Here is a 26,053-nt window from a genome sequence, read left to right on the forward strand (position 1 = left end):
AGGCTTGCGGGGTTGCCGGCCAGCGGCCGGCACTACCGCATTCAGAACGCCCCCCCGCCTTTCCGGCCGGGGGGCGCAGGCGGATCAGTCGACGCTGATCCCGGCCAGGCGCTGCAGCGCCTCGGCGTACTTGGCGCGGGTGCGCTCGATGATCTCGGCCGGGATGCTCGGGCCCGGGGCGGTCTTGCCCCAGTCCAGCGTCTCCAGGTAATCACGCACGAACTGCTTGTCGTAGCTCGGCGGGCTGGTGCCCACTTCGTACTCGTCGGCCGGCCAGTAACGCGAGGAATCCGGCGTCAGCATCTCGTCCATGATGTACAGGCGGCCATCGGCATCGGTACCGAATTCGAACTTGGTATCGGCCAGGATGATGCCGCGCTCGCGGGCGTAATCGGCGGCGAACTTGTAGATGCGCAGGGTGGCGTCGCGCACGCGCTCGGCCAGGTCCGCACCGACCTGCTTCACCATCGCATCGAAATCGATGTTCTCGTCATGGTCGCCGACGGCGGCCTTGGTCGAGGGGGTGAAGATCGGCTCCGGCAGCTGCTCGGCCTGGCGCAGGCCATCGGGCAGGTCGATGCCGCTGACCTTGCCGGTGCGCTGGTAGTCCTTCCAGCCGCTGCCGATCAGGTAGCCGCGGGCGATCGCTTCCACCGGCACCGGCTTCAGCTTGCGGGTGACCACCGCGCGCTTGGCGTACAGGGCCGGGTCCACGCCTGCGGGCAGCACGCTGGCCACGTCGATGCCGGTCAGGTGGTTGGGCATCAGGTGCGCGGTCTTGGCGAACCAGAAGTTGGAGACCTGGCAGAGCATCTCGCCCTTGCCCGGAATCGGGTCGGGCAGCACCACGTCGAACGCCGACAGGCGATCGGTGGCCACCATCAACAGGTACTCGCCCGGCGGGGTTCCGGCTGGCAGCCGCTCGCGCGGGATATCGAACACATCACGCACCTTGCCGCGATGGCGCAAGGGCAGGCCGGGGAGATCGGATTGCAACAGCGTGGTTGGCACGGGCACTCCTGGGGCGTTGTCGATACGGCTGCTGCCCAACGGACCCGGCGGGCCCGCTGACCAGCGGGCGGCCTAGTGTAAAGCGGTCCGGGCCCGCTGTGACGTAAAATGAGCGTCCATTTCGTCGGTCGACCCCGGAGCGCCATGCGCTGGTACGGAAAACTGCTCGGATTCATCGCCGGCGCCCTGCTGTTCCGGCCCAATCCGCTGTTCGGCGCGGTGGTCGGCCTGTTGATCGGCCACGCCTTCGATTCGGACTGGTTCCGCCTGAACAAGGAGAACCCGTACCGGGAGCTGGGGCTGACCTCCGAGGCCACCGATGCCGAGGTCGAGCGCGCCTACCGCAGGCTGATCTCGCAGTACCACCCCGACAAGCTTGGCGGCGCCGCCCCCGAGCTTCAGCAGCAGGCCGAGCAGAAGTCGCGGCGGGTCAATGCCGCCTACGACCGCATCAAGACCCTGCGCAAGCGCTGATTCCAGAGTCCCGCCTGCGGGCGGGAGAACCTTTTCCCCGTTCCGAAGGCCCCGGCCATGTCCAACTGCCTCATCGCCCCGTCCATCCTGTCCGCCAACTTCGCCCGCCTCGGCGAGGAAGTCGACAACGTCCTCGCCGCCGGCGCGGACTGGGTCCACTTCGACGTGATGGACAACCACTACGTGCCGAACCTGACCATCGGCCCGATGGTCTGCCAGGCGCTGCGCAAGCACGGCGTCACCGCACCGATCGACGTGCACCTGATGGTCGAGCCGGTGGACCGCATCATCCCGGACTTCGCCGAAGCCGGTGCCACCTACATCAGCTTCCACCCGGAAGCGAGCCGCCACGTGCACCGCACCATCCAGCTGATCCGCTCGCTGGGCTGCAAGCCGGGCATCGTGCTCAATCCGGCCACGCCGGTGGACATCCTCGACTGGGTGCTGGACGACCTTGACCTGGTGCTGCTGATGTCGGTCAACCCGGGCTTCGGCGGACAGGCCTTCATTCCCTCGGCGCTGGACAAGCTGAAAGTGGTGCGCAAGATGATCGATGCCAGCGGCAAGGACATCCGCCTGGAGATCGACGGCGGCGTGAAGGCCGACAACATCGGCGAGATCGCCGCTGCCGGCGCCGACACCTTCGTCGCTGGTTCGGCCATCTTCAACGCCAAGACCAGCTACCAGGACGTCATCGCGCAGATGCGCGCCAACGTCGCCGCGGCACGCTGACAAAAAGGGGACGGAGGGGATTAAGCTCGCTTGGTCCCCTCTGTCCCCTTTCTCGCCCATGGCTCTGTTGAATATCCGCCCGGCCACCGTCGCCGATGCGGGCCTGATCCTGCATTTCATCCGCGAGCTGGCCATCTACGAGAGGGCCGAGCATTCGGTGCAGACCGACGAGATCGGCATCGCCGAAAGCCTGTTCGGTGCCGATGCCACGGCGCGCGCGCTGATCTGCGAAGCCGACGGCGAGCCCATTGGTTACGCCGTGTATTTCTACAACTACTCGACCTGGCTGGGCCGCAAGGGCATCTACCTGGAAGACCTGTATGTCAGCCAGGAAAAGCGTGGTGTGGGCGCCGGCAAGGCACTGCTGAAGTACATCGCACGCCAGGCCGTGGCCGAAGGCTGCGGTCGCTTCGAATGGTCGGTGCTGGACTGGAACACCCCGGCCATCGAGTTCTACACCGCCGCTGGCGCCACGCCGCAGGACGAGTGGACCGTGTACCGGTTGCAGGGCCAGGCGCTGCACGATTTCGCCAATGGTTGAAGCGAAGTGCATCCACGCATGGCGTGGATCTACCAACCGGGTGGGTGCGAACCGCAACCCGGTGGGTGCGAATCTTGGTTCGCACTCCCAGCCCACCCCAAAAAAAAGCCACGCCAATCACTGGCGTGGCCTCGCTGCATGCGTGGGAGGCTGATCCTGCCTCCATCCGTCGTCCCTGCTATGGCCTTCCATTCTCCAGCAGCTGAATGACACTTGCGTGACATTCACTGCGGACAAACAGCGCATTGCTAGCCTGTGCCGCCCCCTCCTGGAAGCTCCGCATGACCGCACCGCGCTGGCGCCTGATCCTCAATGGCAAATCCGCAGGCAACGAGGAACTGCGCGAGGCTGTCGGCCATTGGCGCGGGCAGGGCGTGCAGCTGGAGGTGCGGGTGACCTGGGAGGACGGTGACGCCGAGCGCTACGTCGCTGAGGCCATCGATCACGGCGTGGACGTGATCGTTGCCGCCGGTGGTGACGGCACGCTCAGCGCGGTGGCCGAAACCCTGGCGCATCGTGAGGAAGCGGCGGATGCGCTGCCCTCGCTGGCGCTGATCCCGATGGGGACCGCCAACGATTTCGCCACGGCTGCGGGTATTCCGACCGAGCCGAAGGCGGCCTTTGCGTTGATCGGACAGGCCACGCCGCATGCCATCGATCTGCTGCGCGTGGACGCTGATGGCACGCCCTGGTGGTGCGCCAATCTCGCCAGCGGTGGCTTCGGCACGCAGGTGACGGTGGAGACCGATGCCGGCCTGAAGAAGATGCTGGGCGGGCTGGCCTACGTGATTACCGGCATCGCCAAGCTGGGGCGGATCGAGCCGATCCATGCACGCCTGTCGGGTCCGGATTTCGCATGGGAAGGCGACTTCATCGCGCTCGGCATCGGCAATGGCCGGCAGGCCGGCGGTGGCCAGCAGCTGTGCCCGCAGGCACTGATCGACGATGGGCTGCTGGATGTAACCGTGCTCCCGGAGCTGGAAGGTGAGGTCACCGCTACCCTCGGCCAGATGCTGAAGTCCGGCACCCAGGCGGCGCTCGAACAGCTGGCCACGCGCGCGCGGTTGCCGTGGCTGCAGGTGGAATCCGAGCGCCCGTTGACGCTCAACCTGGACGGCGAACCGGTACAGGCCCGCCAGTTCCGCATCGCGTGCGTGCCGGGCAGGGTGCGGATGCATCTGCCGGCCAGCTGTCCGCTGCTGGGTGGGGTCTCCGCTGCGAACGCCCCGGCGTAGCGCCGGTCTCTGCGGCCGCCCGGGCGTGCCGTGGTTCAGTTTGGCGGGGTTCCCCTCCCGCCCCGGCTGCGATACAGTCAAGGGGTGTCCAGCCTGACGACCCCGCATACCCTTTCTTCCGCACGCCGTTGGTGGCGATGGTGGCCCGTTGCCGTCGTCCGCCCCCATAACGCTGTGTCCCGGAAGGAAAGTCGTCTTGAACTCGCACGCTCAGTTTCAGCTGCAGGCCGCTGAAGGCCACACCCATATTCCCGTCGTCCGTGAAGTGCTGTCCGACCTGGACACGCCGCTTTCGGTCTATCTGAAGCTCGCCGACGGCCCCAATACCTACCTGTTTGAATCCGTCGAAGGCGGCGAGCGCTTTGGTCGTTACTCGATCATCGGCCTGCCGGCGCGCCGCGTGTACGCCTTCCATGGCCACACGCTGACCGTGCGCGAAGACGGCCAGGTGGTGGACACCCGCGAGGTGGCCGACCCGTTCGCCGAAGTCGAGGCGCTGCGCAGCGCCCACTCGGTGCCCAAGCTGGAAGGCCTGCCGGGCTTCACCGGCGGCCTGGTCGGCTGGTTCGGTTTCGAGTGCATCGGCTACATCGAACCGCGCCTGGCACCGCCGGCCGGCCGCGATGAACTGGGCACGCCGGACATCCTGCTGCTGGACTCCAACGAACTGGCGGTGTTCGACAACCTCAAGGGCCGGCTGTACCTGATCGTGCATGCCGACCCGCGTGTCGAGGGGGCGTTCGAGCAGGCCCAGGCACGCCTGGATGCGTTGACCGCCAAGCTGCGCGCACCGGGGGCCGGCTATCCGGCACCGCTCAACAGCGACGTGCTGGACGAGTCCGATTTCGTCTCCGGGTTCACCCGCGAAGGCTTCGTCGATGCGGTCCAGCGCAGCAAGGAATACATCCGTGCCGGCGACATCTTCCAGGTGGTGCTCAGCCAGCGCCTGAGCGTGCCGTTCAAGGCGCGCCCGGTGGATGTGTACCGCGCGCTGCGCGCGTTGAATCCCTCGCCGTACATGTATTTCCTCGATGTCGGCGACCTGCAGGTGGTCGGTTCCTCGCCGGAAATCCTGGTGCGCCTGCAGGATGGCGAAGTCACCGTGCGTCCGATCGCCGGCACCCGCCCGCGCGGCGCCACCGTCGAGCAGGACCTGGCGCTGGAAGCAGAGCTGCTGGCCGATCCGAAGGAGCGCGCCGAGCACCTGATGCTGATCGACCTCGGCCGCAACGACGCCGGTCGCGTATCGAAGGCCGGCACCGTGGAAGTGGGCGAGCAGTTCGTGATCGAACGCTACAGCCACGTCATGCACATCGTCAGCGAAGTGACCGGGCAGCTGCAGCCCGGCCTGAGCTACGCCGACGTGCTGCGTGCCACCTTCCCGGCGGGTACGGTCAGCGGCGCGCCGAAGATCCGCGCGCTGGAAGTGATCCGCGAGCTGGAACCGATCAAGCGCAATGTCTACGCCGGCAGCATCGGCTACATCGGCTGGCACGGCGATGCCGATACCGCGATCGCGATCCGCACCGCGGTGATCAAGGACGGCCGCCTGTACGTGCAGGCCGGCGCCGGCATCGTCTACGACTCGGACCCGGACAAGGAATGGGACGAGACGATGAACAAGGGCCGCGCGCTGTTCCGCGCCGTCGCCCAGGCCGCCAAGGGCCTGTGAAGTTCCCCGTGCCGTGGCCTGCGCCGCGGCACCCTCCGCTGTTCCCATTCAAGACAAGGAGTACCGCATGAAGCTGCTGAGCGCATTGCTGTGGTCGTCACTGCTGGCCACGATGGCCCCGTCTGCGTGGGCGCAGGCCAACACCATTCCTTCGCAGCCGCATCTGCTGGTGAAGGGCGAGGCGCGCCGCGAGGTGATGCCTGACCGGTTCGGCCTGCAGTTGAACATCGAAGAGACCGACATGGACGCAGATGCGGCGCGGCGCCGCGTGCAGGACAACGTTGCCCGCGCGCTGGCGCTGTTCAAGCAGAACAAGGCGGTGGAGGGCAGCGTGCGTGCGGACAACCTGCGGATCGGCCCGGCGACGCGCTATGAGCAGAACCGGCAGGTCTTCATCGGCACCCGCGTGTCGCGCCAGCTGCGTGCCAGCTTCGCCAGCGTAAAGGCGATGCAGGACGTGCTGGGCGCGCTGAAGGCCAACGAGAACGTGCAGGTCAGCAGCGTGGCCCCGACCTACTCGGGCGAAGTGGCGCTGCGACGTGAACTCAAGGGCGAGGCCGCGGCCAAGACCCGCGAGTCCGCGCAGGGGCTGGCCAAGGCCTACGGCACCCAGCTGCGTGGTCTGTACAGCATTTCCGATGTGGCGCCGAACTTCGCCTATGGCATTCAGGCAGGCAGTTGGCCCAGCAGTGGGGACCTGGTGACGCCGCCATCGCCGCCGTCACCTGCGGCGCAGATGGACATGATCGAGACCACCGGCTCACGCCTGCGCGAATCCATCGAAGCCGGCCCCATCACCTACACCGAAAACGTATACGCCATTTTCCTGATAAGCGACGGAACCTGACCATGTTGTGGATGATCGACAACTACGACAGCTTCACCTACAACCTCGTGCAGTACCTGCAGACGCTGGGCGCCGAGGTGAAGGTGGTGCGCAACGATGCGATGAGCGTGGACGAGATCGCCGCGCAGAAGCCCGAGCGCATCGTCATTTCGCCCGGCCCGTGCACGCCCAACGAAGCTGGCGTGTCGCTGGAGCTGATCCAGCGCCTGGGCCCGACCACGCCGATCCTCGGCGTGTGCCTGGGCCACCAGGGCATCGGCCAGGTCTACGGCGGCACCGTGATCCGTGCCGGCAACATCATGCACGGCAAGACCTCGCCCATCCGCCATGAAGGCAAGGGCGTGTTCGCTGGCCTGCCGGACCGTTACCAGGCCACCCGCTACCACTCGCTGGTGGTGGACAAGAACAGCCTGCCCGATGTGCTGGAAGTGACCGCCTGGACCGAGAACGACGACGGCTCGATCGAAGAGATCATGGGCCTGCGCCACCGCCAGTTCCCGGTGGAAGGCGTGCAGTTCCATCCCGAATCCATCCTCACCGAACACGGCCACGCCTTGCTGCGCAATTTCCTGCAGCGCCCGGCGGCCTGATCCAAGGAGCATTCCCATGAGCTTCTCCCCCCAGGAAGCCCTGCAACGCACCATCGAGCACCGCGAGATCTTCTTCGACGAAATGGTCGACCTGATGCGGCAGATCATGCGCGGCGATGTCTCGCCGATGATGACCGCCGCTATCCTCACCGGCCTGCGCGTGAAGAAAGAAACCATCGACGAGATCGCTGCGGCGGCCACGGTCATGCGCGAGTTCGCGCTGGCGGTGCCGGTGGCCGACAGCACCCACCTGGTCGACATCGTCGGCACCGGTGGCGATGGTTCGCACACCTTCAACATCTCCACCTGCGCGATGTTCGTCGCCGCCGCGGCCGGTGCGCGCGTGGCCAAGCATGGCAACCGCAGCGTGTCGTCCAAGTCCGGCAGCGCCGATGCGGTGGAAGCACTGGGCGCGGCCATCGAGCTGCAGCCGGCCCAGGTGGCCGCGGCGATCGAGCAGACCGGTATCGGCTTCATGTTCGCGCCGATCCATCATCCGTCGATGAAGGTCGTCGCGCCGGTACGCCGCGAGATGGGCGTGCGCACCATCTTCAACATCCTCGGCCCGCTGACCAACCCGGCCAGCGCGCCGTCGGTGCTGATGGGCGTGTTCCATCCCGATCTGGTGGGCATCCAGGCGCGCGTGCTGCGCGAACTGGGCACCGAGCGCGCCATGGTGGTCTGGGGCCGCGACAACATGGACGAGATCTCGCTGGGTGCCGGCACGCTGGTCGGCGAGCTGCGCGACGGCAAGGTGCGCGAGTACGAGATCCACCCGGAGGACTTCGGCATCGCCATGTCGGCCAGCCGCAACCTGCGCGTGGACAGCCCGGAACAGTCCATTGCGATGCTGCGCGCGGTGCTGGACAACGAGCCCGGCCCGGCGCTGGACATCGTGGCCCTGAACGCCGGTGCCGCGCTGTACGTGGCCGGCGTGGCCAGCGACATCGGCGACGGCCTGGCCCGCGCTCGTGCCGCCATCGCCAACGGCAGCGCCCGCCAGCGCCTGCAGCAGTATGTGGAGACCACCCGCGCGCTGGTTGCCTGAGCGCGCGGTTCAGCCTGACCCCCTTGATGGCCGATAATGGCCGTCCTCACCGCCCCCGCACCGAACCGAAGACGATGAGCGACATCCTGCAGACGATCCTGGCCCGCAAGGCCGAAGAAGTAGCCCAGCGCCGCGCCCAGCGCCCGCTCGAGGAGCTGCAGGCCGCCCTGGCCAGTGCCCCGCCGGTACGTGGCTTCGTGCGTGCCTTGCAGGCGGCGGTGGCCAACGGCGACCCGGCGGTGATCGCCGAGGTGAAGAAGGCCAGCCCGTCCAAGGGCGTCATCCGCCCCGACTTCCGCCCGGCCGACATCGCGGTCAGCTACGAGTTCGGTGGCGCCAGCTGCCTGTCGGTGCTGACCGACGTGGACTTCTTCCAGGGCGCCGACGCCTACCTGCAGCAGGCGCGCGAGGCGTGCACGCTGCCGGTGCTGCGCAAGGACTTCGTCATCGACGCCTACCAGGTGTACGAGGCACGCGTGCTGGGCGCCGACTGCATCCTGCTGATCGTCGCTGCGCTGGACGACACCCAGCTGGCCACGCTGTCCGAACTGGCGCTGTCGCTGGGCATGGACGTGCTGGTGGAAGTGCACGACATCGATGAACTGGAGCGCGCGCTGCAGGTGCCGGCGCCGATGATCGGCATCAACAACCGCAACCTGCGCACGTTCGAGGTGTCGCTGCAGACCACGTTGGACATGCAGAACGCCGTGCCGCGTGACCGCCTGCTGGTCACCGAGAGCGGCATCCTCGGCCCGCAGGACGTGGCGCTGATGCGTGACGCCGGCATCCATGCGTTCCTGGTGGGCGAGGCCTTCATGCGCGTGGAAGAGCCGGGCGAGGGCCTGCGTCAGCTATTCTTCGCGGCATGACAACGCACTATCCAACGCCGCGCGAGGATGCGCCGCTGGTGGTCTTCGACTTCGACCACACCCTCTACGACGGCGATTCAGGCACCCACCTGTTCGCCTCGCTGATCAAGCGCAACCCGCTGCGCATGCTGGCGGCGCTGCTGGTCACGCCGATCGCCGGGCCGATGGTGGCGATGCTGCCGACCCGTCGCGCGGGCATCTCGGTCTATGTGTGGATCGGCAGCTTCGGCCTGCACCGTGCGCGTGACTTCAACAAGGTGATCGACGCCTACGTGCTGCGCAACCAGGCGCAGATGCGCGCCAAGCTGCTGCCGCAGGCGCTGGAAGTGTTCGCCGCGCACCGCGCCAAGGGCGACCGCGTGGTGGTTGCCACGGGTGCGCCGCCGGAGCTGGCGCGCGCGATCCTGGCTTTCGTCGCCCACCAGGACGTGCCGGTGATCGGCACCGAGGTCGGCCCGCGGCTGGGCGGCGTCGGCCCGACCCGGCACTGCCACAACGAAGAGAAGATGCGCATGCTGCGCGAGCGCGGCTACGGCGATATCGATATCGCGTATTCCGACAGTACTGCCGACCTGCCGCTGCTGCTGGCCGCCAAGGCGCCGGTGGTGGTTAACCCGAAGCCGGGGCGCGTGGACTTCTTCCGCCGCGTGCTGCCGGCCGGCACCCGCATCCTCAACTGGGGCTGCGTGGACCGCGGCGGCGACAAGGCGTAACGCGCGGAATCCGCCGGGCATGGGATGACGGAGTGCCCGGCTGCGACCCGGTAGTGCCGGCCGCTGGCCGGCAACTTCATGATCTGCGGAAGGGCATGTGGGATTGCCGGCCAGCGGCCGGCACTACCGAGCGTAGCGAAGGGCCATGCCCCGCAAACGCTCAGCGCGCCAGATACCCGGTCAGTGCGTGGCCGATCTGGAACAGGCTGATGCCCAGTACCAGCACGCCGACGGCCACCAGTACCCAACGCTCCTTCAGACGCTTCACCAGCAGGGCGGCCACCGGTGCGGCCATCATGCCGCCGATCAGCAGGCCGGCCACGATCTGCAGGTGATGCAGCCCCATCGACAGCAGGAACGTTGCTGAAACCGTCAGGGTGACCACGAACTCGGCCGCGTTCACCGTGCCGATGGTGGTGCGCGCCTGGCCGCCGCGGGCGAGCAGGGTGGAGGTGGCCACCGGCCCCCAGCCGCCCCCGCCGCTGGCATCGAGGAAGCCGGCCACGAAGCCCAGCACGGGCACCCGCTTGACCTCGCCCTTGGGCATCAGGCGCCCGGCCGCACGTGCCAGGATGATGATGGCCAGCACCAGCAGGTAGAGATAGATGAGCGGGCGGATCACCTCGCCGGGCAGCTGGGTCAGGCCGTAGGCACCTACGGCGCCGCCCACAGCGCCGGGCAGCGCCAGGCGCAGGAACAAGCGCTTATCGACATTGCCGGCGACCAGATGCGACACGCCGGAGGCGCCGGTGGTGAACACCTCGGCGGTGTGGATGGCGGCGCTGGCCTGCGCGGGCGGAATGCCCATGGCCAGCATCACCGACGACGACACCAGGCCGAACGCCATGCCCAGCGCGCCGTCGACCAGCTGGGCGCCGAGGCCGATGAGGATGAACCACCAGAATGCGCTGCTCAGTTCCATGTACCGAGCCTAGCGCGCGAAGGAGTGCGGACCAAGGTCCGCACCCACCGGGTGCTCAACGGTCAACGGGTGCCGTACAGCACCACGGTCTTGCCGCGGGCATGCAGCAGGCCGTCGGTCTGCAGCTTCTTCAGCACACGGCCGGCCATTTCACGCGAGCAGCCGACCAGGCGTGCCAGCTCCTGGCGGGAGACGCGCAACTGGCTGCCCTGCGGATGGCTCATCGCCTCCGGTTCCTGCGCCAGGTCGTGCAGGGTGCGCACGATCCGGTCGGTAACGTCCAGGAATGCCAGGCGGCTGGCCTTGCGGCTGGTGTCGAGCAGGCGCTTGGAGATCTGCTGGCCCAGCGCGTACAGCAGGCGCGGGGCATCGGCCGACAGCGGGCCGAGGAACAGCTGATGCAGGCGCTCGTAGCTGATTTCAGCCAGCTCGCAGGCGGTACGGGTCCGCAGGATCACCTCGCGGCGGTCCGATTCGACGAACAGGCCCATCTCGCCGACGAACTCGCCAGCACCGAAGTAGCCCAGCACAAGCTCGCGATCGTCATCTTCCTCGGCCATGATCGAAACCGAGCCGCTGATGACGTAATACAGGGTTCCCGCCGGGTCACCGGGTCGGAAGACGTCGGTACGGGTGGGATATCGCCGCCTGTGGCTGTGCGCCAGGAAACGATCGATTGTGGCGATATCCAGGGCCAGTGGACTGCTAGCTAGGCGCACGGTTGACACGATAGGGGCGCTCCCTCTGCGCATGAACGGATTCACGGGGTCGATAGCGGAGCTTAACCAGCGCAATTGTTAAGGGCAAACAGTGTGCCAGAACTCTTGCGTCTTCACGTTCCCCCCGAGGGCAGTTTGCCCCATAATTCCTCCTTTCCCTTCTTACACAGGAATCGACCGCCGTGGTCAAGCCGTTGCCTCGCCTGAGGCTGCAGGGTTTCAACAACCTCACCAAGGCGCTGAGCTTCAACATCTATGACGTGTGTTACGCGCGCACCGAAGAGGAGCGTCAGCGTTACATTGAATACATCGATGAAGAGTACAACGCCGACAGGCTGACTCAAATCTTGACCGATGTCGCCGAGATCATCGGCGCCAACATCCTGAACGTGGCCCGCCAGGACTACGACCCGCAGGGTGCCTCGGTGACCATCCTGATCTCCGAAGAACCGGTGATCGACAAGAAGCAGGCCGGCAAGGAGCTGATCTCCGACGCCGTGGTCGCGCACATGGACAAGAGCCACATCACCGTCCATACCTACCCGGAAACCCATCCGCAGGAAGGTATCGCGACGTTCCGCGCGGACATCGACGTGGCCACCTGTGGTGTCATTTCGCCGCTGAAGGCCCTGAACTACCTGATCGAAAGCCTGGAATCGGACATCGTGATCATGGACTACCGTGTCCGTGGCTTCACCCGCGATGTGAAGGGCAAGAAGCACTATATCGATCACAAGATCAACTCGATCCAGAACTTCCTGGCCAAGAACATCAAGTCGCGTTACGAGATGTTCGACGTCAACGTCTACCAGGAGAACATCTTCCACACGAAGATGCACCTGAAGGACTTCGACCTGGACCAGTACCTGTTCGAGGAAAAGGCCAAGAACCTGTCGTTCAAGGAACGCATGAAGATCGAAGCGCTGCTCAAGCGCGAGATCGAAGAGCTGTTCCACGGCCGGAACCTGTCCGAGTAAGCCCCATGCGCGATGCCTGCAGGCATCGCCGCCCAGGCGGGACGACCCGCCCCGTGGAACCAGTGCCCCGCACGCGTTACAGTTCCACGGTGATGTACCGACCCACGGCCCGGTGTGAAAACACCGGGCCGTTTCGTTTTCCTCAAAAAAGGTAAGGAGCCCCCACCCATGCCCTGGATCTACCTGCTGCTGGCCGGCCTGTTCGAGATCGGTTTTGCCCTCGGTATGAAGTACTCCGAAGGCTTCAGCAAACCCCTGCCCACCGTTGCCACGGTGGTGTCCGCCCTGATCAGCCTGTACCTGATGAGCCAGGCGATGAAGAGCATCCCGGTCGGCACCGCCTATGCGATCTGGACCGGTATCGGCGCCATGGGCGTGGCGGTGCTGGGCATCTACCTGTTCAACGACAGTGCGTCGCCGGCCCGCCTGGCCTGCGTGGGCCTGATCGTGGCCGGCGTGATCGGCCTGAAGCTGGTCTCGCCGAACTGATTGATGGCCCGACCAACGGTCGGGCCCCACCGCATCTCCTGGTAGGCCCGCACCGTTGGTGCGGGCGACCCTTCAAATGCGGTAGGCGATGGCCTTCATGACCTTGGAGGCCAGCGCCATCGCGCCCGGGATCGGGAACGGCAGGCGGCGTGCGCCGGCCTGCTCGGCGTGCTCCGCGTGGCGGGCCTCGTCTTCCTTCATCACCTGGATGACCGCGCGGCTGCGCAGGTCGCCGGCCGGCAGGTCGACCAGGTGCTCGTCCAGGTGGGCTTCCACCTGGCGCTCGGTTTCGACCACGAAGCCCAGGTTCCAGCCGTCGCCGCGCAGCCCGGCCAGGGTGCCGATGGTGTAACTGCCGGCATACCACAGCGGGTTGAACAGGCTGGGGCGGCTGTCCAGTTCACCCAGCCGGGTGGCGCACCAGGCCAGGTGGTCGGTCTCCTCCTGGGCCGCTTCCAGCAGGTGTTCACGGGTGGCCGGGTCACGGGCCACGGCCGCCTGGCCGAAGTACAGGCCCTGCGCGCAGACTTCGCCGACGTGGTTGATCCGCATGAGGCCCGCCGCATGGCGGCGCTCGGCGTTGTCCATGCCCGGCTCGCCGGTGTCCGCAGCCGGGTAGGGGCGGGCCGCCGGTGGGTTGCCGAACACCGTGTCCAGGGCGCGCTGCGCTTCGGTCAGCAGGTGGTCCAGCGGGGTGGTCTGGCGGAGCACGGTCATGGCGGTACGCGGTGGGGCGGAAGACCCGCCGATTCTCGCCCGCCCCCGTCCCCCTGCCAACCCGGGGCAGGGCCAGCTTGCACCGGGGGCTTGACCTGCGTACAATCCCGCCTCTTACGCTTCACCTTTCACAACGCGTGGCAGAGTTCCGGCGAGTCGTTCGCCGCAATGAGCCCGACCTAACCTAGAGTTCTTCATGAGCACTTTCACTGCCAAGAACGAGACCGTCCAGCGCGACTGGTACCTCGTCGACGCCGAGGGCAAGACCCTGGGCCGTCTCGCCACCGAGCTGGCCCGCCGTCTGCGCGGCAAGCACAAGCCGGTCTACACCCCCCACGTTGATACCGGCGACTACCTGGTCGTCATCAATGCAGAAAAGATTGCCGTCACCGGCAAGAAGCTGCAGGACAAGATGTATCACCGTTTCACCGGCTACATCGGCAACCTGAAGACCGAGTCCCTGGCCCAGGCGCTGGAGCGCCACCCGGAGCGCGTGATCGAGATCGCCGTCAAGGGCATGCTGCCGAAGGGCCCGCTGGGTCGCCAGATGTACCGCAAGCTCAAGGTCTACGCCGGCACTGAGCATCCGCACGCCGCACAGCAGCCGCAGGTTCTGGATATCTAATCATGGCTATCACTCAAAACTACGGCACTGGCCGCCGCAAGTCCTCCACCGCTCGCGTGTTCCTGCGCAAGGGTTCGGGCAACATCACCGTCAATGGTCGTCCGCTGGACGAGTTCTTCGGTCGTGAGACCGCGCGCATGATCGTGCGCCAGCCGCTCGAGCTGACCAAGAACACCGAGAGCTTCGACATCCTGGTCACCGCCGCTGGCGGCGGCACCACCGGCCAGGCCGGTGCGATCCGTCTGGGCATCGCCCGTGCTCTGGTCGAGTACGACGAAACCCTGAAGTCCGAGCTGCGCAAGGCTGGCTTCATGACCCGTGACGCCCGTGAAGTCGAGCGTAAGAAGGTCGGTCTGCACAAGGCCCGCCGCGCCACCCAGTTCTCCAAGCGCTGATTCACCGCGCCTGGTTGGGCTCCTTCGGGAGCCCGCTGGATGGAAAAGCAAAAGCCCGGCTTCGGCCGGGCTTTTGTCGTTCTGGGGCTGTGGATTTCCTGGTTGCCGGCCAGTGGCCGGCACTACCCGTGGTTTCGCGTCTCGGAAGGGGTGGGGTCAGAGCCTTTTCCTTTGGAAAAGGATCCGACCCCGGACCTCTCTCTGGAGGAGAGCCCCCTTGATGTTCAAGGGGGCGCGCCGACAGGCGCGGGGATCAGGTGGAATGCGTGAGCAAATTAAAAGCAAAAGGCCAGATCTTTCGATCTGGCCTTTTGCTTTTAATTTGGCTGCCCCGGATGGATTCGAACCACCGAATGCCTGAGTCAGAGTCAGGTGCCTTACCGCTTGGCGACGGGGCAAAACGTGCAACTATTTTCTCACTTTTCACACTGAAAAACAACTTGATTTTCAGTGTGGTGGCTATGGGTGGACTCGAACCACCGACCCCAGCATTATGAGTGCTGTGCTCTAACCGGCTGAGCTACATAGCCTTGGTGAGCCCGCTATTCTGCGGATGTGTATCGCCCCTGTCAACACTTTTGTGTCGTGCTTGTGGGCCGACAGAGGGCATGGGATAGTCCCGACCAGTAGATTTTTTAGGAGTCCGCATCGTGATCGATCCGGACGGCTATCGACCGAACGTCGGCATCGTGCTGATGCGGCAGGATGGTCAGGTGTTCTGGGCACGACGCGTGCGCCGGGACGGCTGGCAGTTCCCGCAGGGTGGCATGAACACCGACGAGACGCCTGTCGAGGCCATGTATCGTGAACTGCAGGAAGAGACCGGCCTGCTGCCTGAGCATGTGGAAGTGCTCGGGGCGACACCCGGCTGGCTGCGCTACAAGCTGCCGGCGCGGGCCATCCGCCGCAACGAGCGGCAGGTCTGCATCGGCCAGAAGCAGGTCTGGTTCCTGCTGCGCCTGACCGGCGACGAATCCCACGTGAAGCTGGACCACACCGACTCGCCCGAGTTCGACCACTGGCGCTGGGTGGACTTCTGGTACCCGGTAGAGCACGTGGTGATGTTCAAACGCGGCGTCTATGCGCGTGCCCTGCGACATCTGGCGCCACTGGCGCGCGGCGTGGCCGGGCAGGGCGTCACCGCCATGCCCAAGAGCGCCGCCGAGGCCTGGATGCCGGGCCACACGGCCGGGCACGACCGCCCGCGCAAGCGCCCGCGGACCCGGGGCTACTGGCCGAAGAAGGCCACGGGCGACGGCCCGGCCAGCTGACCGGCTGAACGGTATCGAGAATGGTTCAGGTCTCTGATTGACAACCATTCTCGTTTCCATTGGAATAGCCAACAGGCCACTTCTGGCCTGTCAGCCCGGTTCCCGCCTGTGTACGTCTGCATCTGCAACGGAGTCACCGACCACCAGATCCGCGAAGCCGCCAGCCATGGCGTCAGCACGGTGGCCGAACTGACCATGCGTACCGGTTGTGGTGCCACCTGCGGTTCCTGCCTGGACATGGCCGGCGACCTGCTGGCCAAGGCACGTGCGACCCACGATCTGCCGCTGCCGGTATTGGGCCTGGCCCAGGTCGCCTGATCGTCTTTTCGCGGCGCGTTGACGCCGCGCTTTCGCATTCTTCACGTGCGGCCGCGCAGGCCAATGCGCACGATTCGCGTTCCTTCACGACCGCACGCAAGGCGCTAAAGTGCCTGCGTTTTCAGCGTGCAGGAGCACCCCCATGAAGGGCGACACCAAGGTCATCGAATTCCTCAACAAGGTCCTCTACAACGAGCTGACCGCGATCAACCAGTACTTCCTGCACGCCAAGATGCTGAAGAACTGGGGCATCAAGGAACTGGCCGAACACGAGTACAAGGAATCGATCGACGAGATGAAGCATGCCGACATGCTCGCCGACCGCATCCTGTTCCTTGAAGGCCTGCCGAACTTCCAGGCGCTGGGCAAGCTGCGCATCGGCGAGAACCCGACCGAGATCCTGCAGTGCGACCTGTCGCTGGAACGCGATGGCGTGGTCACCCTGCGCGAGGCCGTGGCCTATTCCGACTCGGTTGGCGACTACGTCAGCCGCCAGCTGTTCGTGAAGATCCTCGACTCGGAAGAAGAGCACATCGACTGGCTGGAAACCCAGCTGGACCTGATCGAGCGCATCGGCGAGCCGAAGTACCTGCTGAGCAAGCTGGAAGAGTGAGTCAGCCGGCCTGGTCGGCGCGATGCTGTGCCAGGTAGCCCGTCAGCGCCACGCGCGCGCGGGCGAATTCCGCAACCAGCAGCGCCACTGCCACGGCGGGGCGCTGCAGGCTGCCGCTGCGGGCTTCATGCTCGATCCGCTGCGCGATCGCCGACAGCGACAACGCGCCCACGTTCGCACTCGATGACTTCAGGCTGTGCGCAGTGGCCTGCAAGCGTGGCTCATCGCCGTTCTGCGCTGCCAGCTGCAACTGCTGCACCATCACCGGCGCATCTTCAAGAAAGACCATGACGATCTGGGTGGCAGCGTCGCCGATCACGGCGTGCAGTTCATCCAGCACGTCGCGGTCGAGCACCGGTTTCGGCATCGCGCCGACCCGGCTGTCATCGCCTGGTAGAGCCGAGCCATGCTCGGCTGGCAGGACCCGACGGGCCACGGGTGTGTCGCCATCGAGCAAGCGTGATGCTGCGACATCGCGCGATCGCTGCACCCAACGCTGCAACAGCGCATGCAACGCGGCGCGCGCGATCGGCTTGGACAGGTAATCGTCCATGCCCGCCTGCAGGCAGCGCTCGCGGTCACCGGCCATGGCGTTGGCGGTCATTGCGATGATCGGCAGCCGCGCGCGCCCGTTCTCTGCTTCTTCGGCGCGCCAGCGGCGCGTGGCGGCATAGCCGTCCAGCACCGGCATCTGGCAATCCATCAGCACGATGTCCACGTCGCCTTCGCGGAGCGCGGCCAGTGCCTGCTCGCCATCGGCGGCGTTGCGCACTTCGCACTGGAACACGCGCAGCAGCTGTTCGGCCACCATCCGGTTGACCGTATTGTCCTCCACCAGCAGCACACGCAGATGCAACGGCGGCAGCGTGGCAGCCGGTTGCTCGTTGTCCGCGCTGGCCAGCAGCGCAGCGGGGCGGGCGGGGACAACCGGTGCAGCCAGCAGTGCATGCAGGGCCGCATCGTCGAAGTGCGGGGGCAGCTGGCGCTGGCGCGGGCGTTGCGGAAGTGCGCCCTCCTGCAGCCACAGCACCTGCAGTGCATCGTCGTCACCGCGATCATTCAGCGCCAGCTGCAGCGTGGCTTCACCGTTGCGGCGTGCGCGGGCATCGACCAGCAACCATGCCGGTGCCGGTTGCCCGGGCCGCGCGGGAGCGCGCAGGCGCTCGACCACGGCATCCAGCTGCGCCAGCACCTGCACCTGCAGCCCATGGTGGGCGGCGATGCGCTCGATACGTGCCTGCAGCGTTGCGTCGGCACTGAACAGCAGCAGTGGTGCCGGCGCGCGCGCCATCGCCGGCAGGTCGCCAGGGACCTTCAGCAGCGGGATCTCGAACCAGAAGGTCGCGCCCTGGCCCGGCGTGGACTGCACGCCGATGTGCCCGTGCATCAGGTCGATGATGCGCTTGCAGATGGCCAGGCCCAGGCCGGTGCCGCCATAGAGGCGGGTGGTGGATGCGTCGGCCTGGCTGAAGGACTGGAACAGGCGTGCCTGCAGCGCGTCGTCGATGCCGATGCCGGTATCGATGATCTCGAAGCGCAGCTGGTGCTGCGCGGCACCTTCGCCCAGGCGCAGCACGCGCAGCTGCACCTGGCCGCGGGCGGTGAACTTGATGGCGTTGGCCAGCAGGTTGCTCAGCACCTGGCGCAGGCGCACCGGGTCGCCGCGCACCGGCAGGCGCACCGATGGATCCAGTTGCAGGCCCAGGGCCAGGCCCTTGGCGTCGGCGGCCCGCTGCATCAGCTGCACCACGCCGTCGAGCAGGTCGCGCAGGTTGAAGCTGGTGATCTCCAGCTCAAGTGCCTGCGCTTCCAGCCGGGAGTAGTCGAGGATGTCGTCGACGATGCGCAACAGCTGCTGCGAACTGGCCGAGGCGGTGGCCAGCATCTGCCGCTGGTCTTCGCCCAGCGGTCCGCGCGCGATCAGCTCCAGCATCGGCAGGATGCCGTTGAGCGGGGTGCGGATCTCGTGGCTCATCGTGGCCAGGAACTCGCCCTTGGCCAGCACGGCCGCCTCGGCGGCCTGCTTGGCCTGCAGCAGCTGTTGTTCCAGCTGGCCCTGGCGTTCGGTGGTATGGCGAAGCTGGTCGCGTTCGGCGGCCAGCGCATTGTGCGTGCGCTGCAGCTGGGCCAGCGCATGGTTGCGCGCGCGCAGGCGCAGGCCCAACAGCAGCGCGATGGCGGCCGCAGCAAGGGCAACCAGCAGCACGCCCCACAGCGGCACGTCAGAGCACCGCGTTGTGGAAGTCGAAGTTCAGGTCGCTGCCGGCCGACTGCACCATGTTGCCCTGGATGTAGTCGACGCCGCCGACCCACATCGCGGCTGCAGCCTGCGGATCCTCGATCTGCTGGCCGATGATCTGCAGCCCGGCGGCATGGGCCTGTTCGATCGCCTTGCGCAGTTCCTCGCGCGTGGCCGGATTGGAATGGCTGCTGGAGAAGCGCGCCGCCATGCGCACGAACGACAGCGGCAGCTGGGTCAGCAGTGCATCGGCCTCGCCGCTGGGTTCGAACTGGCTCAGGCAGAAGCGCACCCCGGCACTGGCCATGCGCTGGCAGAACTGCTGCAGCGGCACGGTGTGGATCAGTGCGTCGGGCAGGCGCACGTCGATCACCAGCGCACTGCCGGGCAAGTCACGCTGCTGCAGTGATTCCAGCAGCCAGTCGGCGAAGGCATCGCGCTGCAGGGTACGCAGCGACTGCGAGACGAACAGGTTCAGCGGCTGCGTCGCGTGCCGGTACAGATCCAGCAGGCCCAGTGCGTGGTCCATCACCTGCTGGTCGAGGTCGGCAATGCGGCCCGCTGCTTCCGCGGCAGGGATCACCTGGCCGGCTGCCAGCACCGTGCCATCGGCCTGGCGCAGGCGCAGCAGCAGCTGGTATTGCGCGGTGTTGCCACCTGCCACGGCGACGATCGGCTGGTAGGCCAGTTCCAGCTGGCCTTCCAGCAGCGCCAGGTGTTCCTGTTCGGTGACCGCCTGGCGATGCACGTGGCCCGCCACGCCGGCGCTGAGCAGGCGTGCCTGCAGGGTGGTGCGCTCAACCGCTTCCAGCGCACTGTTGGCATCCTCGAAACCCGGCGACAGCGGCGCATAGCCGACTACGCCGCGCAGGTGCACGGATTCGTCGTCGCGGATCACGAAGGCGCGTGCCGACAGCTGCTCGCGCAGGGTGGCGGCGATGCCTTCGAGGGCGTCCTCGTCGGCGTTGCGGGCCAGCAGCAGGAAGCTGTTGTCGTTCAGGCGAGCCAGCAGGTGCGGATGGCCGGCTTCGGCCAGACGCTGCCCGGCCTGCACCATCAGCCGTTCAAATGCGGCGTAGCCATAGCGTTCGCGCAGGCCCAGCGCACTGGCCACTTCGATGAAGAACACGCCGCCCTGATCGCGGTGGGCGAGTGCGGTGTTGAGCTGCTGCAGCACGTGATGGCGCGTCGGCAGGCCGGTTTCCGGATTGCTGGTGGCCGGTGCGCCGGTGGCGCCCGGCAGGGTCGCGGCCTGGGCACGTGCGCGGCGGATGCGGTTGGCCACCGCTGCGATCAGGTGGCGGGGCCGGATCGGCTTGCTCAGGTAGTCGTCGGCGCCGCTGTCGAGCACCTCGAACTGCCGTTCCGGATCTGGATCGCCGCTGAGGAACACGATCGGCAGCAGCTGCAGGCCAGGCTGCTGGCGGATCAGCGCGGTCAGGCGCATGCCGTCCAGCCCGGGCAGGTGCAGGTCCATCAGGATCAGGTCGGGGCGGTGCTCCTTGATCGCCTGCAGCGCGGCATCGGCATCGCTGTGCACGATCGCCTGCATGCCGGCGCCGTGCAGCACGCTCTGCGCGAACAGCGCCTGCGCGCGATCGTCTTCAACGATCAGCACGCGGTAGGGCGAGTCCGATGGCGGTGGGGCCAGATCGTTGTTGCCGGCTTCGGCCAGTGCGATCGGGCCGGGCAGCGGCGGCGGTGCGCTGTTGACCGGCGCCGGGGCATCGGTCGCGATGGGCCGCGGGGTTGCAACCGTCGGTGCGGCCACAGCGGGGTTTGCCGCCTCGGGCGCCCAGCGCTGCCAATGATCGGCCGGAGGGGTTTCAGCGCGTCCCGGGCGGGCGCCCGCGGGGGATTCGTTTGCGGCCATCGGTGCTCCTGGTGTTCGCGTCCATTATGCGACAAGCCCGGCGCTCAACCGGTACCGGCGTGCCCCGGCGGTGGTGCCGATGCACCGCGTGCCAGCCAGCGCACGCCCTTCCACAGTGCGCGCCAGACCAGCCACACCAGCAGTGCGCCCGCCAGGCTGCAGGCCAGCACCACCGCCAGCGCTATCCACGGATGCGCCAGGGCCAGCGCCAGTCCGCCGATCACCACGGTGTCTTCGGCGGCGGAGGCGACCCAGTTGCTGGCCGGTTCCGGCGAGGTGTTGAGCAGGGCGCGGGTACCGGCCTTCAGGCCATGGCTGGCGAGGGCGACGCCGGCACCGGCGGCGAGCGCACCGGTGCCCAGCTGGCCATCCGGCGACAGCGTGGCCGCCGCGAGGAATGCGCCGGCGGGTACGCGCGCGAGGGTCTGCACCAGGTCCCAGACCGAGTCCACGCCGGGGATCTTGTCGGCGAAGAACTCGGCGACGGCCAGCGCCGCCGATGTGCCCAGCACCCACCATGATTCAGTGGCCTGCAGGGCGGGCGGCAGGTCGACCCAGCCGAGCAGGCCGGCCAGGCCGACGCCGAACACGGTGAGGTAGACGCGGATGCCGGCCAGCCAGGCCAGCAGGATGCCGATCACGAACAGGTGGGCTTCGGTCATGGCGGTGCTCCGGCGACGGAACTGTGCAGGGGGCCACACTATCGACGATGGCGTGCCTGAACGCCACAGACCGTGGCCGGCGACTGCGCAGGAAACCCACCCGTCCTGTCATACACTAGCCCGTCGTTTGCCACAGGGGCCGTAACGGTGTCGCCCTCGCGATACCCCGGAAACCACCCATGACCAACCGTCCTCCCATGCGCGTGCAGGTCCGCCTGCCCGGCGCGCCGCGACCGCCTGCCGACCGCCGCCGCCTGCTGGTGATCGGCGGCATCTGGCTGCTCAGCCTGGTGCTGGCGGTGCTCGGCGGCTGCTGGATGGCCACGCCGCGTGATGCCCAGGGCCAGCGCCTGCAGGCCGCCGAGAAGCGTGCCGGGACGCTGCAGGCGCAGCTGACCGAACTGCGCCAGAAGCAGGCCACGCTGGAAGCCTCCGACCGCATCAGCCGCGCCGCCAACACCGAGGTGCAATCCTCGCTGGCCGAGCGCGATGAGGAAATCGCCGGCCTGCGCGCCGACGTCGCCTTCTATGAGCGCCTGGTCGGTTCGACCAGCCAGCGCAAGGGCCTGAACACCCACTCGATCGAGTTCAGCCCGGAAGCGGCCGGCACCTGGCAGTACACCGCCGTGCTGACCCAGAACCTCAACCGCGGTGCCATCAGCCAGGGGCAGATGCGCTTCACCGTGGAAGGCGTGAAGAACGGCAAGCTGGCCACGATCAGCTGGGATGATCTGCACCAGCGCAGCAAGGTACCGGGACAGGATTACTCGTTCCGGTACTTCCAGCAGATCACCGGCAGCGTGATGCTGCCGGCTGACTTCACCCCGCAACGCGTGCGGGTGACATTGGGGAGTGGTACGGGGGGTACCACCCAGGTATTCGACTGGAAACAGGCCGGCGCGCCGGCCAGCAAAGGGGAGTAGGCAGATGTTCGGAAGCAGCAAATCCAACCGTGAAGGCCAGCTGGTGGTGGATGCCCTGATCGGCAACCAGGTGGTGATCCGCGGTGATGTGGAATTCAGTGGGGGCCTGTATGTGGAAGGCCGCATCCACGGCAAGGTGATTGCCGCCGAAGGCGCCAGTGGCGCGACCCTGACGGTCGCCGAGCATGGCGTGATCGAGGGTGAGATCCGCGCCCAGGTGGTGGTCATCAGTGGCCGCCTGGACGGCGACGTGCACGCCACCGAGAAGGTCGAGCTGACCCCGAGCGCACGGGTCAATGGCAACGTCCACTACCAGGTGGTGGAGATGAATGCGGGTGCCCAGCTGAACGGCCGCCTGATCCATGCCAGCGCGCCGATGGCGGCCCTGCCGGCGCCGGAAGGCGACGACGCCAATGATGGCAAGGGCGACACCGCCGCACGCCGCAAGCTGGCCGAGGCGATGGCTTGAAAGCCATCGTCGGCACCCCCATGCTGACACCATGAGCACGCTAGTCTCCCTGCCCGGCGCCACCCCGGTTGCCGCGCCCGATTACCAGTCGCTGGAGCGCCCGCTGAACTTCACCGAGTCGGCGGCCGCCAAGGTCAAATCCCTGATCCAGGAAGAGGGCAACCCCGACCTGGCCCTGCGCGTGTACATCGAGGGAGGCGGCTGTTCGGGCTTCCAGTACGGGTTCGAGTTCGACGAGAACCGTGCCGAGGACGACCTGGCGGTACAGACCAGCGGGGTGACCCTGCTGGTCGACCCGCTGAGCCTGCAGTACCTGATGGGCGCCGAGGTGGACTACACCGAGAGCCTGACCGGTGCCCAGTTCGTGATCCGCAACCCGAACGCGAAGACCACCTGCGGCTGCGGCAGCAGCTTCAGCATGTAGTAGATCCACGCCATGCGTGGATGCGCGGTGCCGGCAACCTCGCCCGTGGAGCACACGGGCAAACTGCGCACAGCGCCGACCTTGCCACCCGCATCGATTGGCGGCACGCTTGCCGGATGCCCAATACTCCTTCGCCGCTTTCCGGTTTCGCCTTCGTTGGCGAACCGCTGGAGCGCGCCGATGCCCTGCGCGAAGATGCCGATGCACTGGCGCGCCTGTGGCCGGGTGCGCGCATTCTCGTGCTCGATCAGGACGGCAGCGCCTTCACCGGCGATGACGATCAGCCGCTGGCGCTGACCGGCGCCGACATCGGCGGCGGCCCGGGTGCCGCGATCTTCCTTGGCCTGCGCGGGGAGCAGGCGTGGTTCTCGGTTGAAGCTGCCAACGTCACTATCAGCGCACCACGCCGGCTTGATCTGCGCCAGGCCGCACTGCTGTGGTCGATGGCCGATGCGACCGCTTTCAGCTATGCCCGCGGCATGTCCTACTGGCACTCGCGCACCCGCTTCTGCGGCGTGTGCGGCGGCGCCGTGGCGTTTGCCCGTGGTGGCTTCGTCGGCCGCTGCGGGCAGTGCGCCACCGAGCACTACCCGCGTGTCGACCCCGCCGTGATCGTGGCCGTGGAGAACCAGGGCCGGTTGCTGCTGGGCCGGCAGTCGAACTGGGCACCGCGTCGCTACTCGGTGCTGGCCGGCTTCGTCGAACCGGGCGAGACCTTCGAGCAGACCGTGGTGCGCGAAGTCCATGAGGAGAGCAAAGTGCGGGTGACCGCCTGCCAGTACCTCGGTTCGCAGCCGTGGCCGTTCCCCGGCGCGCTGATGGTCGGCTTCCGTGCACAGGCGCAGGATGACCTGCCGACCGTGGATGGCGAGCTGGAGGATGCGCGCTGGTTCAGTGCCGAAGAGGTGGGCGCTGCGTTGGCACGTGATGTCGAGGACGATGGCCAGGGCATCCGCCTGTCGCCGCCGATCTCGATTTCGCGGGGCCTGATCGAACACTGGTACCGCCAGCACAAGGGCTGAGCCCGGCCGGCTGCGGCGCCTGTATTGCCGCCACCTGAACACGGCCCGGGTTACAGTGCGAGTCATCGCGGAGGGCGCCGCTGCGACAGGTAAGGTAGCGGCGCCGAGCGTTCTGTTTCGTAGGGAGACCTGCCATGTTCACCACTCTGGCCGCCGTGCTGGTGGCACTGGCCCTGGGCCATGTTGCCCCGGCCGCTGCCGCCTCGCTGCGCCGTTTCGACGGCTTCCGGCGGTGGCTGGGCTGGCTGGACGCGCATGGCGGCAAGGCCTGGCAGGGCGCGACAGGCGTGGCGCTGGCGCTGTTGCCACCGTTGTTGCTGATGGCGCTGCTGGCGTGGCTGCTGCGCGGGGTGCTGTTCGGCCTGCCGTCGCTGCTGCTGGGCGTGGCGGTGCTGGCCTGGTGCTGGGGGCCGCGCGACCTGGACCGTGATATCGAAGCGATCATCGACGCGGACGACGCTGCGACGCGGCAGGCCGCCGTGCGCAACCTGCAGGCGGCCGGTGGCAGCCTGCGCGAGGACGTGCCGTCGCTGGTCGAGGCGACCGTGCTCAATGCGCTGCGTCGCTGGTTCGCGGTGCTGTTCTGGTTCCTGCTGCTGGGCCCGGCCGGTGCACTGGGTTACCGGCTGCTGGCGCTGATGGCGGAGAGCCCGATGCGCGCCCGCGTGCCGGTGGAGCCGCTGGCGCTGGCGCAGCGCCTGCTGGGCTGGATCGAGTGGCCCGTGGCACAGCTGATGGCGTTTTCGATGGCGCTGGTGGGCAACTTCGATACGGCGTGGAAGGCCTGGCGCCAAGCGCATGGCGAACGCCTGGCGGGCAACATCGGTTTCCTCGGCGCGGTGGCGCGGGCCAGCGTCAACGCCGAGCTGCGCGAGGACGCGCACGATTACACCGAGGCGGGGCTGTTGCCGGTGTGGCAGCGGCTGCCGGACCTGCGTGATGCGATGAGCCTGGTGTGGCGGATGCTGCTGCTGTGGCTGGCGATCCTCGCCCTGCTGGTGATTGCAGGCTGGGTGACGTAGTTGCTTTGCAGGGCTTGCAGCCCTGCACCTGCAAAGGCCAAAGCCAAAGCCAAAGCCAAAGCGGCTCTGGGTTGCTGAGGGTTGGGCGGGGCGGTGTGGGGCTGCAGGACACGCCGTAAACCCCGCTCCGCGGTCCGGCCCAGCCGCTGGCGGCTGGGCGTTCGGGCGCTTGCGAAGCAGTGCTTCGCAAGCAAAGCGCCCTCACCCCTGGGGGCTCGATGGCGCCTTGCTCGTGTGCGCTGTCCTGCGCACACGGCAAGACCGGGGTTGGGCGTCCTGCCCAACCCGCCCGAGGCATGCCTCGGGCCCATGGCGCCAACGGTCCTGCAGCCCCACACCGCCCCACCCCCGACAGATTCCGGCGGCTGTTGGTAGGTGTCGACCTTGGTCGACACGGTAGATCCACGCCATGCGTGGATGCAGAGCGAAGCGATCCGCTTTCGCTTTTGATCTTCTCTTTCTTTTCCGTGGTGGACGTACACGGAAACTGTCCGTGGCCGGGCGGGATGGGCTTGCGGGGGTGTCCGCGGCATGGATGCCGCGGCCAAGCCTCCACGGACGGATTCACGGCGTCCCCCGCAACCCCATCCCGCCCGGCCAACCCCAAGGCTTCTGCCTTCAAACGCCGCCCACCACGAGGG

General features: G+C 67.2%; 30 protein-coding genes and 2 tRNA genes. 23 read left to right on the forward strand and 9 right to left on the reverse strand.

All coding sequences use genetic code 11. From position 1 onward, the window contains the following. Positions 1-84 precede the first annotated feature (84 nt). Positions 85-1,011, reverse strand: coding sequence for a phosphoribosylaminoimidazolesuccinocarboxamide synthase (locus tag BKE09_RS13060; RefSeq protein ID WP_075675996.1), 927 nt, complete (start codon positions 1,009-1,011; stop codon positions 85-87). A 144-nt stretch (positions 1,012-1,155) separates the two neighbouring features. Between BKE09_RS13060 and BKE09_RS13065 the strand changes: the two genes are divergently transcribed. From BKE09_RS13065 to BKE09_RS13110, 10 genes are all read left to right on the forward strand, one after another. After that, on the forward strand, positions 1,156-1,485 hold the full coding sequence (locus BKE09_RS13065; protein WP_075675997.1) for a DnaJ domain-containing protein: 330 nt from the start codon (positions 1,156-1,158) through the stop codon (positions 1,483-1,485). A gap of 57 nt (positions 1,486-1,542) precedes the next feature. After that, positions 1,543-2,217 carry a ribulose-phosphate 3-epimerase gene (rpe, locus tag BKE09_RS13070; RefSeq protein ID WP_014038744.1) on the forward strand — a complete coding sequence of 225 codons (675 nt, stop codon included), beginning with the start codon at positions 1,543-1,545 and terminating at the stop codon, positions 2,215-2,217. Between the two features lie 58 nt (positions 2,218-2,275). After that, positions 2,276-2,758 carry a GNAT family N-acetyltransferase gene (locus tag BKE09_RS13075; protein WP_075675998.1) on the forward strand — a complete coding sequence of 161 codons (483 nt, stop codon included), beginning with the start codon at positions 2,276-2,278 and terminating at the stop codon, positions 2,756-2,758. Between the two features lie 281 nt (positions 2,759-3,039). Then, complete coding sequence (gene yegS / locus BKE09_RS13080) at positions 3,040-3,993, forward strand: lipid kinase YegS (protein ID WP_075675999.1); 954 nt, start codon at positions 3,040-3,042, stop codon at positions 3,991-3,993. 196 nt (positions 3,994-4,189) lie between these two features. Next, positions 4,190-5,665 (forward strand): anthranilate synthase component I, encoded by a 1,476-nt coding sequence (gene trpE / locus BKE09_RS13085; protein WP_049424043.1) that lies wholly within the window; start codon positions 4,190-4,192, stop codon positions 5,663-5,665. A 67-nt stretch (positions 5,666-5,732) separates the two neighbouring features. Further along, complete coding sequence (locus tag BKE09_RS13090) at positions 5,733-6,512, forward strand: SIMPL domain-containing protein (RefSeq protein ID WP_075676000.1); 780 nt, start codon at positions 5,733-5,735, stop codon at positions 6,510-6,512. Between the two features lie 2 nt (positions 6,513-6,514). Continuing rightward, positions 6,515-7,102, forward strand: a complete 588-nt coding sequence (locus BKE09_RS13095; protein ID WP_014038739.1) for an aminodeoxychorismate/anthranilate synthase component II — start codon at positions 6,515-6,517, stop codon at positions 7,100-7,102. 16 nt (positions 7,103-7,118) lie between these two features. Further along, a complete protein-coding gene (gene trpD / locus BKE09_RS13100) occupies positions 7,119-8,150 on the forward strand; it encodes an anthranilate phosphoribosyltransferase (protein ID WP_014038738.1) in 1,032 nt (343 codons plus the stop codon). A 74-nt stretch (positions 8,151-8,224) separates the two neighbouring features. Then, positions 8,225-9,019 carry an indole-3-glycerol phosphate synthase TrpC gene (gene trpC / locus BKE09_RS13105; RefSeq protein WP_014038737.1) on the forward strand — a complete coding sequence of 265 codons (795 nt, stop codon included), beginning with the start codon at positions 8,225-8,227 and terminating at the stop codon, positions 9,017-9,019. Further along, on the forward strand, positions 9,016-9,732 hold the full coding sequence (locus tag BKE09_RS13110; RefSeq protein ID WP_075676001.1) for a haloacid dehalogenase-like hydrolase: 717 nt from the start codon (positions 9,016-9,018) through the stop codon (positions 9,730-9,732). The genes trpC and BKE09_RS13110 overlap by 4 nt, the downstream gene beginning before the upstream one ends. Positions 9,733-9,892: 160 nt before the next feature. On the opposite strand, the gene BKE09_RS13115 is transcribed toward BKE09_RS13110, so the two are convergent. Both BKE09_RS13115 and crp read right to left on the reverse strand, forming a co-directional pair. After that, on the reverse strand, positions 9,893-10,654 hold the full coding sequence (locus BKE09_RS13115) for a sulfite exporter TauE/SafE family protein (protein WP_014038735.1): 762 nt from the start codon (positions 10,652-10,654) through the stop codon (positions 9,893-9,895). Positions 10,655-10,716: 62 nt separating this feature from the next. Beyond that, positions 10,717-11,406, reverse strand: coding sequence for a cAMP-activated global transcriptional regulator CRP (gene crp / locus BKE09_RS13120; protein WP_010482649.1), 690 nt, complete (start codon positions 11,404-11,406; stop codon positions 10,717-10,719). Between the two features lie 149 nt (positions 11,407-11,555). Here crp and speD point away from each other — a divergent pair, with 149 nt between their 5' ends. Then, positions 11,556-12,350, forward strand: a complete 795-nt coding sequence (gene speD, locus BKE09_RS13125) for an adenosylmethionine decarboxylase (RefSeq protein ID WP_006473908.1) — start codon at positions 11,556-11,558, stop codon at positions 12,348-12,350. 168 nt (positions 12,351-12,518) lie between these two features. After that, on the forward strand, positions 12,519-12,839 hold the full coding sequence (gene sugE, locus BKE09_RS13130; protein ID WP_005419816.1) for a quaternary ammonium compound efflux SMR transporter SugE: 321 nt from the start codon (positions 12,519-12,521) through the stop codon (positions 12,837-12,839). A 72-nt stretch (positions 12,840-12,911) separates the two neighbouring features. Here sugE and coq7 read toward each other — a convergent pair whose 3' ends face one another. Further along, on the reverse strand, positions 12,912-13,556 hold the full coding sequence (coq7, locus tag BKE09_RS13135) for a 2-polyprenyl-3-methyl-6-methoxy-1,4-benzoquinone monooxygenase (RefSeq protein ID WP_014038733.1): 645 nt from the start codon (positions 13,554-13,556) through the stop codon (positions 12,912-12,914). Positions 13,557-13,752: 196 nt separating this feature from the next. On the opposite strand from coq7, the gene rplM reads away from it, so the two are divergent. The 3 genes from rplM to BKE09_RS23335 are packed head-to-tail and all read left to right on the forward strand — an operon-like array spanning position 13,753 to position 14,846. After that, positions 13,753-14,181, forward strand: coding sequence for a 50S ribosomal protein L13 (gene rplM, locus BKE09_RS13140; protein ID WP_005414692.1), 429 nt, complete (start codon positions 13,753-13,755; stop codon positions 14,179-14,181). A 2-nt stretch (positions 14,182-14,183) separates the two neighbouring features. Continuing rightward, positions 14,184-14,576 (forward strand): 30S ribosomal protein S9, encoded by a 393-nt coding sequence (rpsI, locus tag BKE09_RS13145; RefSeq protein WP_005411311.1) that lies wholly within the window; start codon positions 14,184-14,186, stop codon positions 14,574-14,576. Between the two features lie 39 nt (positions 14,577-14,615). Further along, positions 14,616-14,846: a hypothetical protein gene (locus BKE09_RS23335; RefSeq protein ID WP_139319653.1), complete on the forward strand. Its 231-nt coding sequence runs from the start codon at positions 14,616-14,618 to the stop codon at positions 14,844-14,846. A gap of 53 nt (positions 14,847-14,899) precedes the next feature. Here BKE09_RS23335 and BKE09_RS13150 read toward each other — a convergent pair. Together BKE09_RS13150 and BKE09_RS13155 are read right to left on the reverse strand one after the other, a co-directional pair. Further along, positions 14,900-14,974: transfer RNA gene (locus tag BKE09_RS13150), tRNA-Gln, on the reverse strand. A 55-nt stretch (positions 14,975-15,029) separates the two neighbouring features. Beyond that, positions 15,030-15,106 (reverse strand) — tRNA-Met (locus BKE09_RS13155). Positions 15,107-15,226: 120 nt separating this feature from the next. Here BKE09_RS13155 and BKE09_RS13160 point away from each other — a divergent pair. From BKE09_RS13160 to bfr, 3 genes are all read left to right on the forward strand, one after another. Next, positions 15,227-15,847, forward strand: coding sequence for an RNA pyrophosphohydrolase (locus BKE09_RS13160; protein ID WP_005411310.1), 621 nt, complete (start codon positions 15,227-15,229; stop codon positions 15,845-15,847). Positions 15,848-15,955: 108 nt separating this feature from the next. Next, positions 15,956-16,165, forward strand: a complete 210-nt coding sequence (locus tag BKE09_RS13165; RefSeq protein ID WP_005411309.1) for a bacterioferritin-associated ferredoxin — start codon at positions 15,956-15,958, stop codon at positions 16,163-16,165. Positions 16,166-16,307: 142 nt separating this feature from the next. Next, entirely contained in the window at positions 16,308-16,778 is a 471-nt protein-coding gene (gene bfr / locus BKE09_RS13170) for a bacterioferritin (protein WP_005419804.1), read from the forward strand. 1 nt (position 16,779) lies between these two features. Here bfr and BKE09_RS13175 read toward each other — a convergent pair whose 3' ends face one another. Genes BKE09_RS13175 through BKE09_RS13185 form a run of 3 tightly spaced genes read right to left on the reverse strand, consistent with a single transcriptional unit; the run spans position 16,780 to position 21,552 of the window. After that, entirely contained in the window at positions 16,780-18,999 is a 2,220-nt protein-coding gene (locus BKE09_RS13175) for an ATP-binding protein (RefSeq protein ID WP_075676002.1), read from the reverse strand. A 1-nt stretch (position 19,000) separates the two neighbouring features. Beyond that, entirely contained in the window at positions 19,001-20,890 is a 1,890-nt protein-coding gene (locus BKE09_RS13180) for an EAL domain-containing protein (protein WP_075676003.1), read from the reverse strand. Positions 20,891-20,934: 44 nt separating this feature from the next. Next, complete coding sequence (locus BKE09_RS13185) at positions 20,935-21,552, reverse strand: DUF4126 domain-containing protein (protein WP_075676004.1); 618 nt, start codon at positions 21,550-21,552, stop codon at positions 20,935-20,937. A 179-nt stretch (positions 21,553-21,731) separates the two neighbouring features. Here BKE09_RS13185 and BKE09_RS13190 point away from each other — a divergent pair, with 179 nt between their 5' ends. The 5 genes from BKE09_RS13190 to ampE all read left to right on the forward strand — a co-directional run bounded on the left by BKE09_RS13190 (position 21,732) and on the right by ampE (position 25,412). Further along, positions 21,732-22,475 carry a DUF6776 family protein gene (locus tag BKE09_RS13190; RefSeq protein ID WP_075676005.1) on the forward strand — a complete coding sequence of 248 codons (744 nt, stop codon included), beginning with the start codon at positions 21,732-21,734 and terminating at the stop codon, positions 22,473-22,475. 4 nt (positions 22,476-22,479) lie between these two features. Beyond that, positions 22,480-22,944, forward strand: coding sequence for a polymer-forming cytoskeletal protein (locus BKE09_RS13195; protein ID WP_014038728.1), 465 nt, complete (start codon positions 22,480-22,482; stop codon positions 22,942-22,944). Positions 22,945-22,975: 31 nt separating this feature from the next. Next, positions 22,976-23,368, forward strand: a complete 393-nt coding sequence (gene erpA, locus BKE09_RS13200; RefSeq protein ID WP_005419789.1) for an iron-sulfur cluster insertion protein ErpA — start codon at positions 22,976-22,978, stop codon at positions 23,366-23,368. A 116-nt stretch (positions 23,369-23,484) separates the two neighbouring features. After that, a complete protein-coding gene (gene nudC / locus BKE09_RS13205) occupies positions 23,485-24,390 on the forward strand; it encodes an NAD(+) diphosphatase (protein ID WP_075676006.1) in 906 nt (301 codons plus the stop codon). 134 nt (positions 24,391-24,524) lie between these two features. Continuing rightward, positions 24,525-25,412 carry a regulatory signaling modulator protein AmpE gene (gene ampE / locus BKE09_RS13210; RefSeq protein ID WP_075676007.1) on the forward strand — a complete coding sequence of 296 codons (888 nt, stop codon included), beginning with the start codon at positions 24,525-24,527 and terminating at the stop codon, positions 25,410-25,412. Positions 25,413-26,053 lie beyond the last annotated feature (641 nt).

It is taken from the genome of Stenotrophomonas sp. TD3, from assembly GCF_001939825.1.
Taxonomy (GTDB): Bacteria; Pseudomonadota; Gammaproteobacteria; order Xanthomonadales; family Xanthomonadaceae; genus Stenotrophomonas.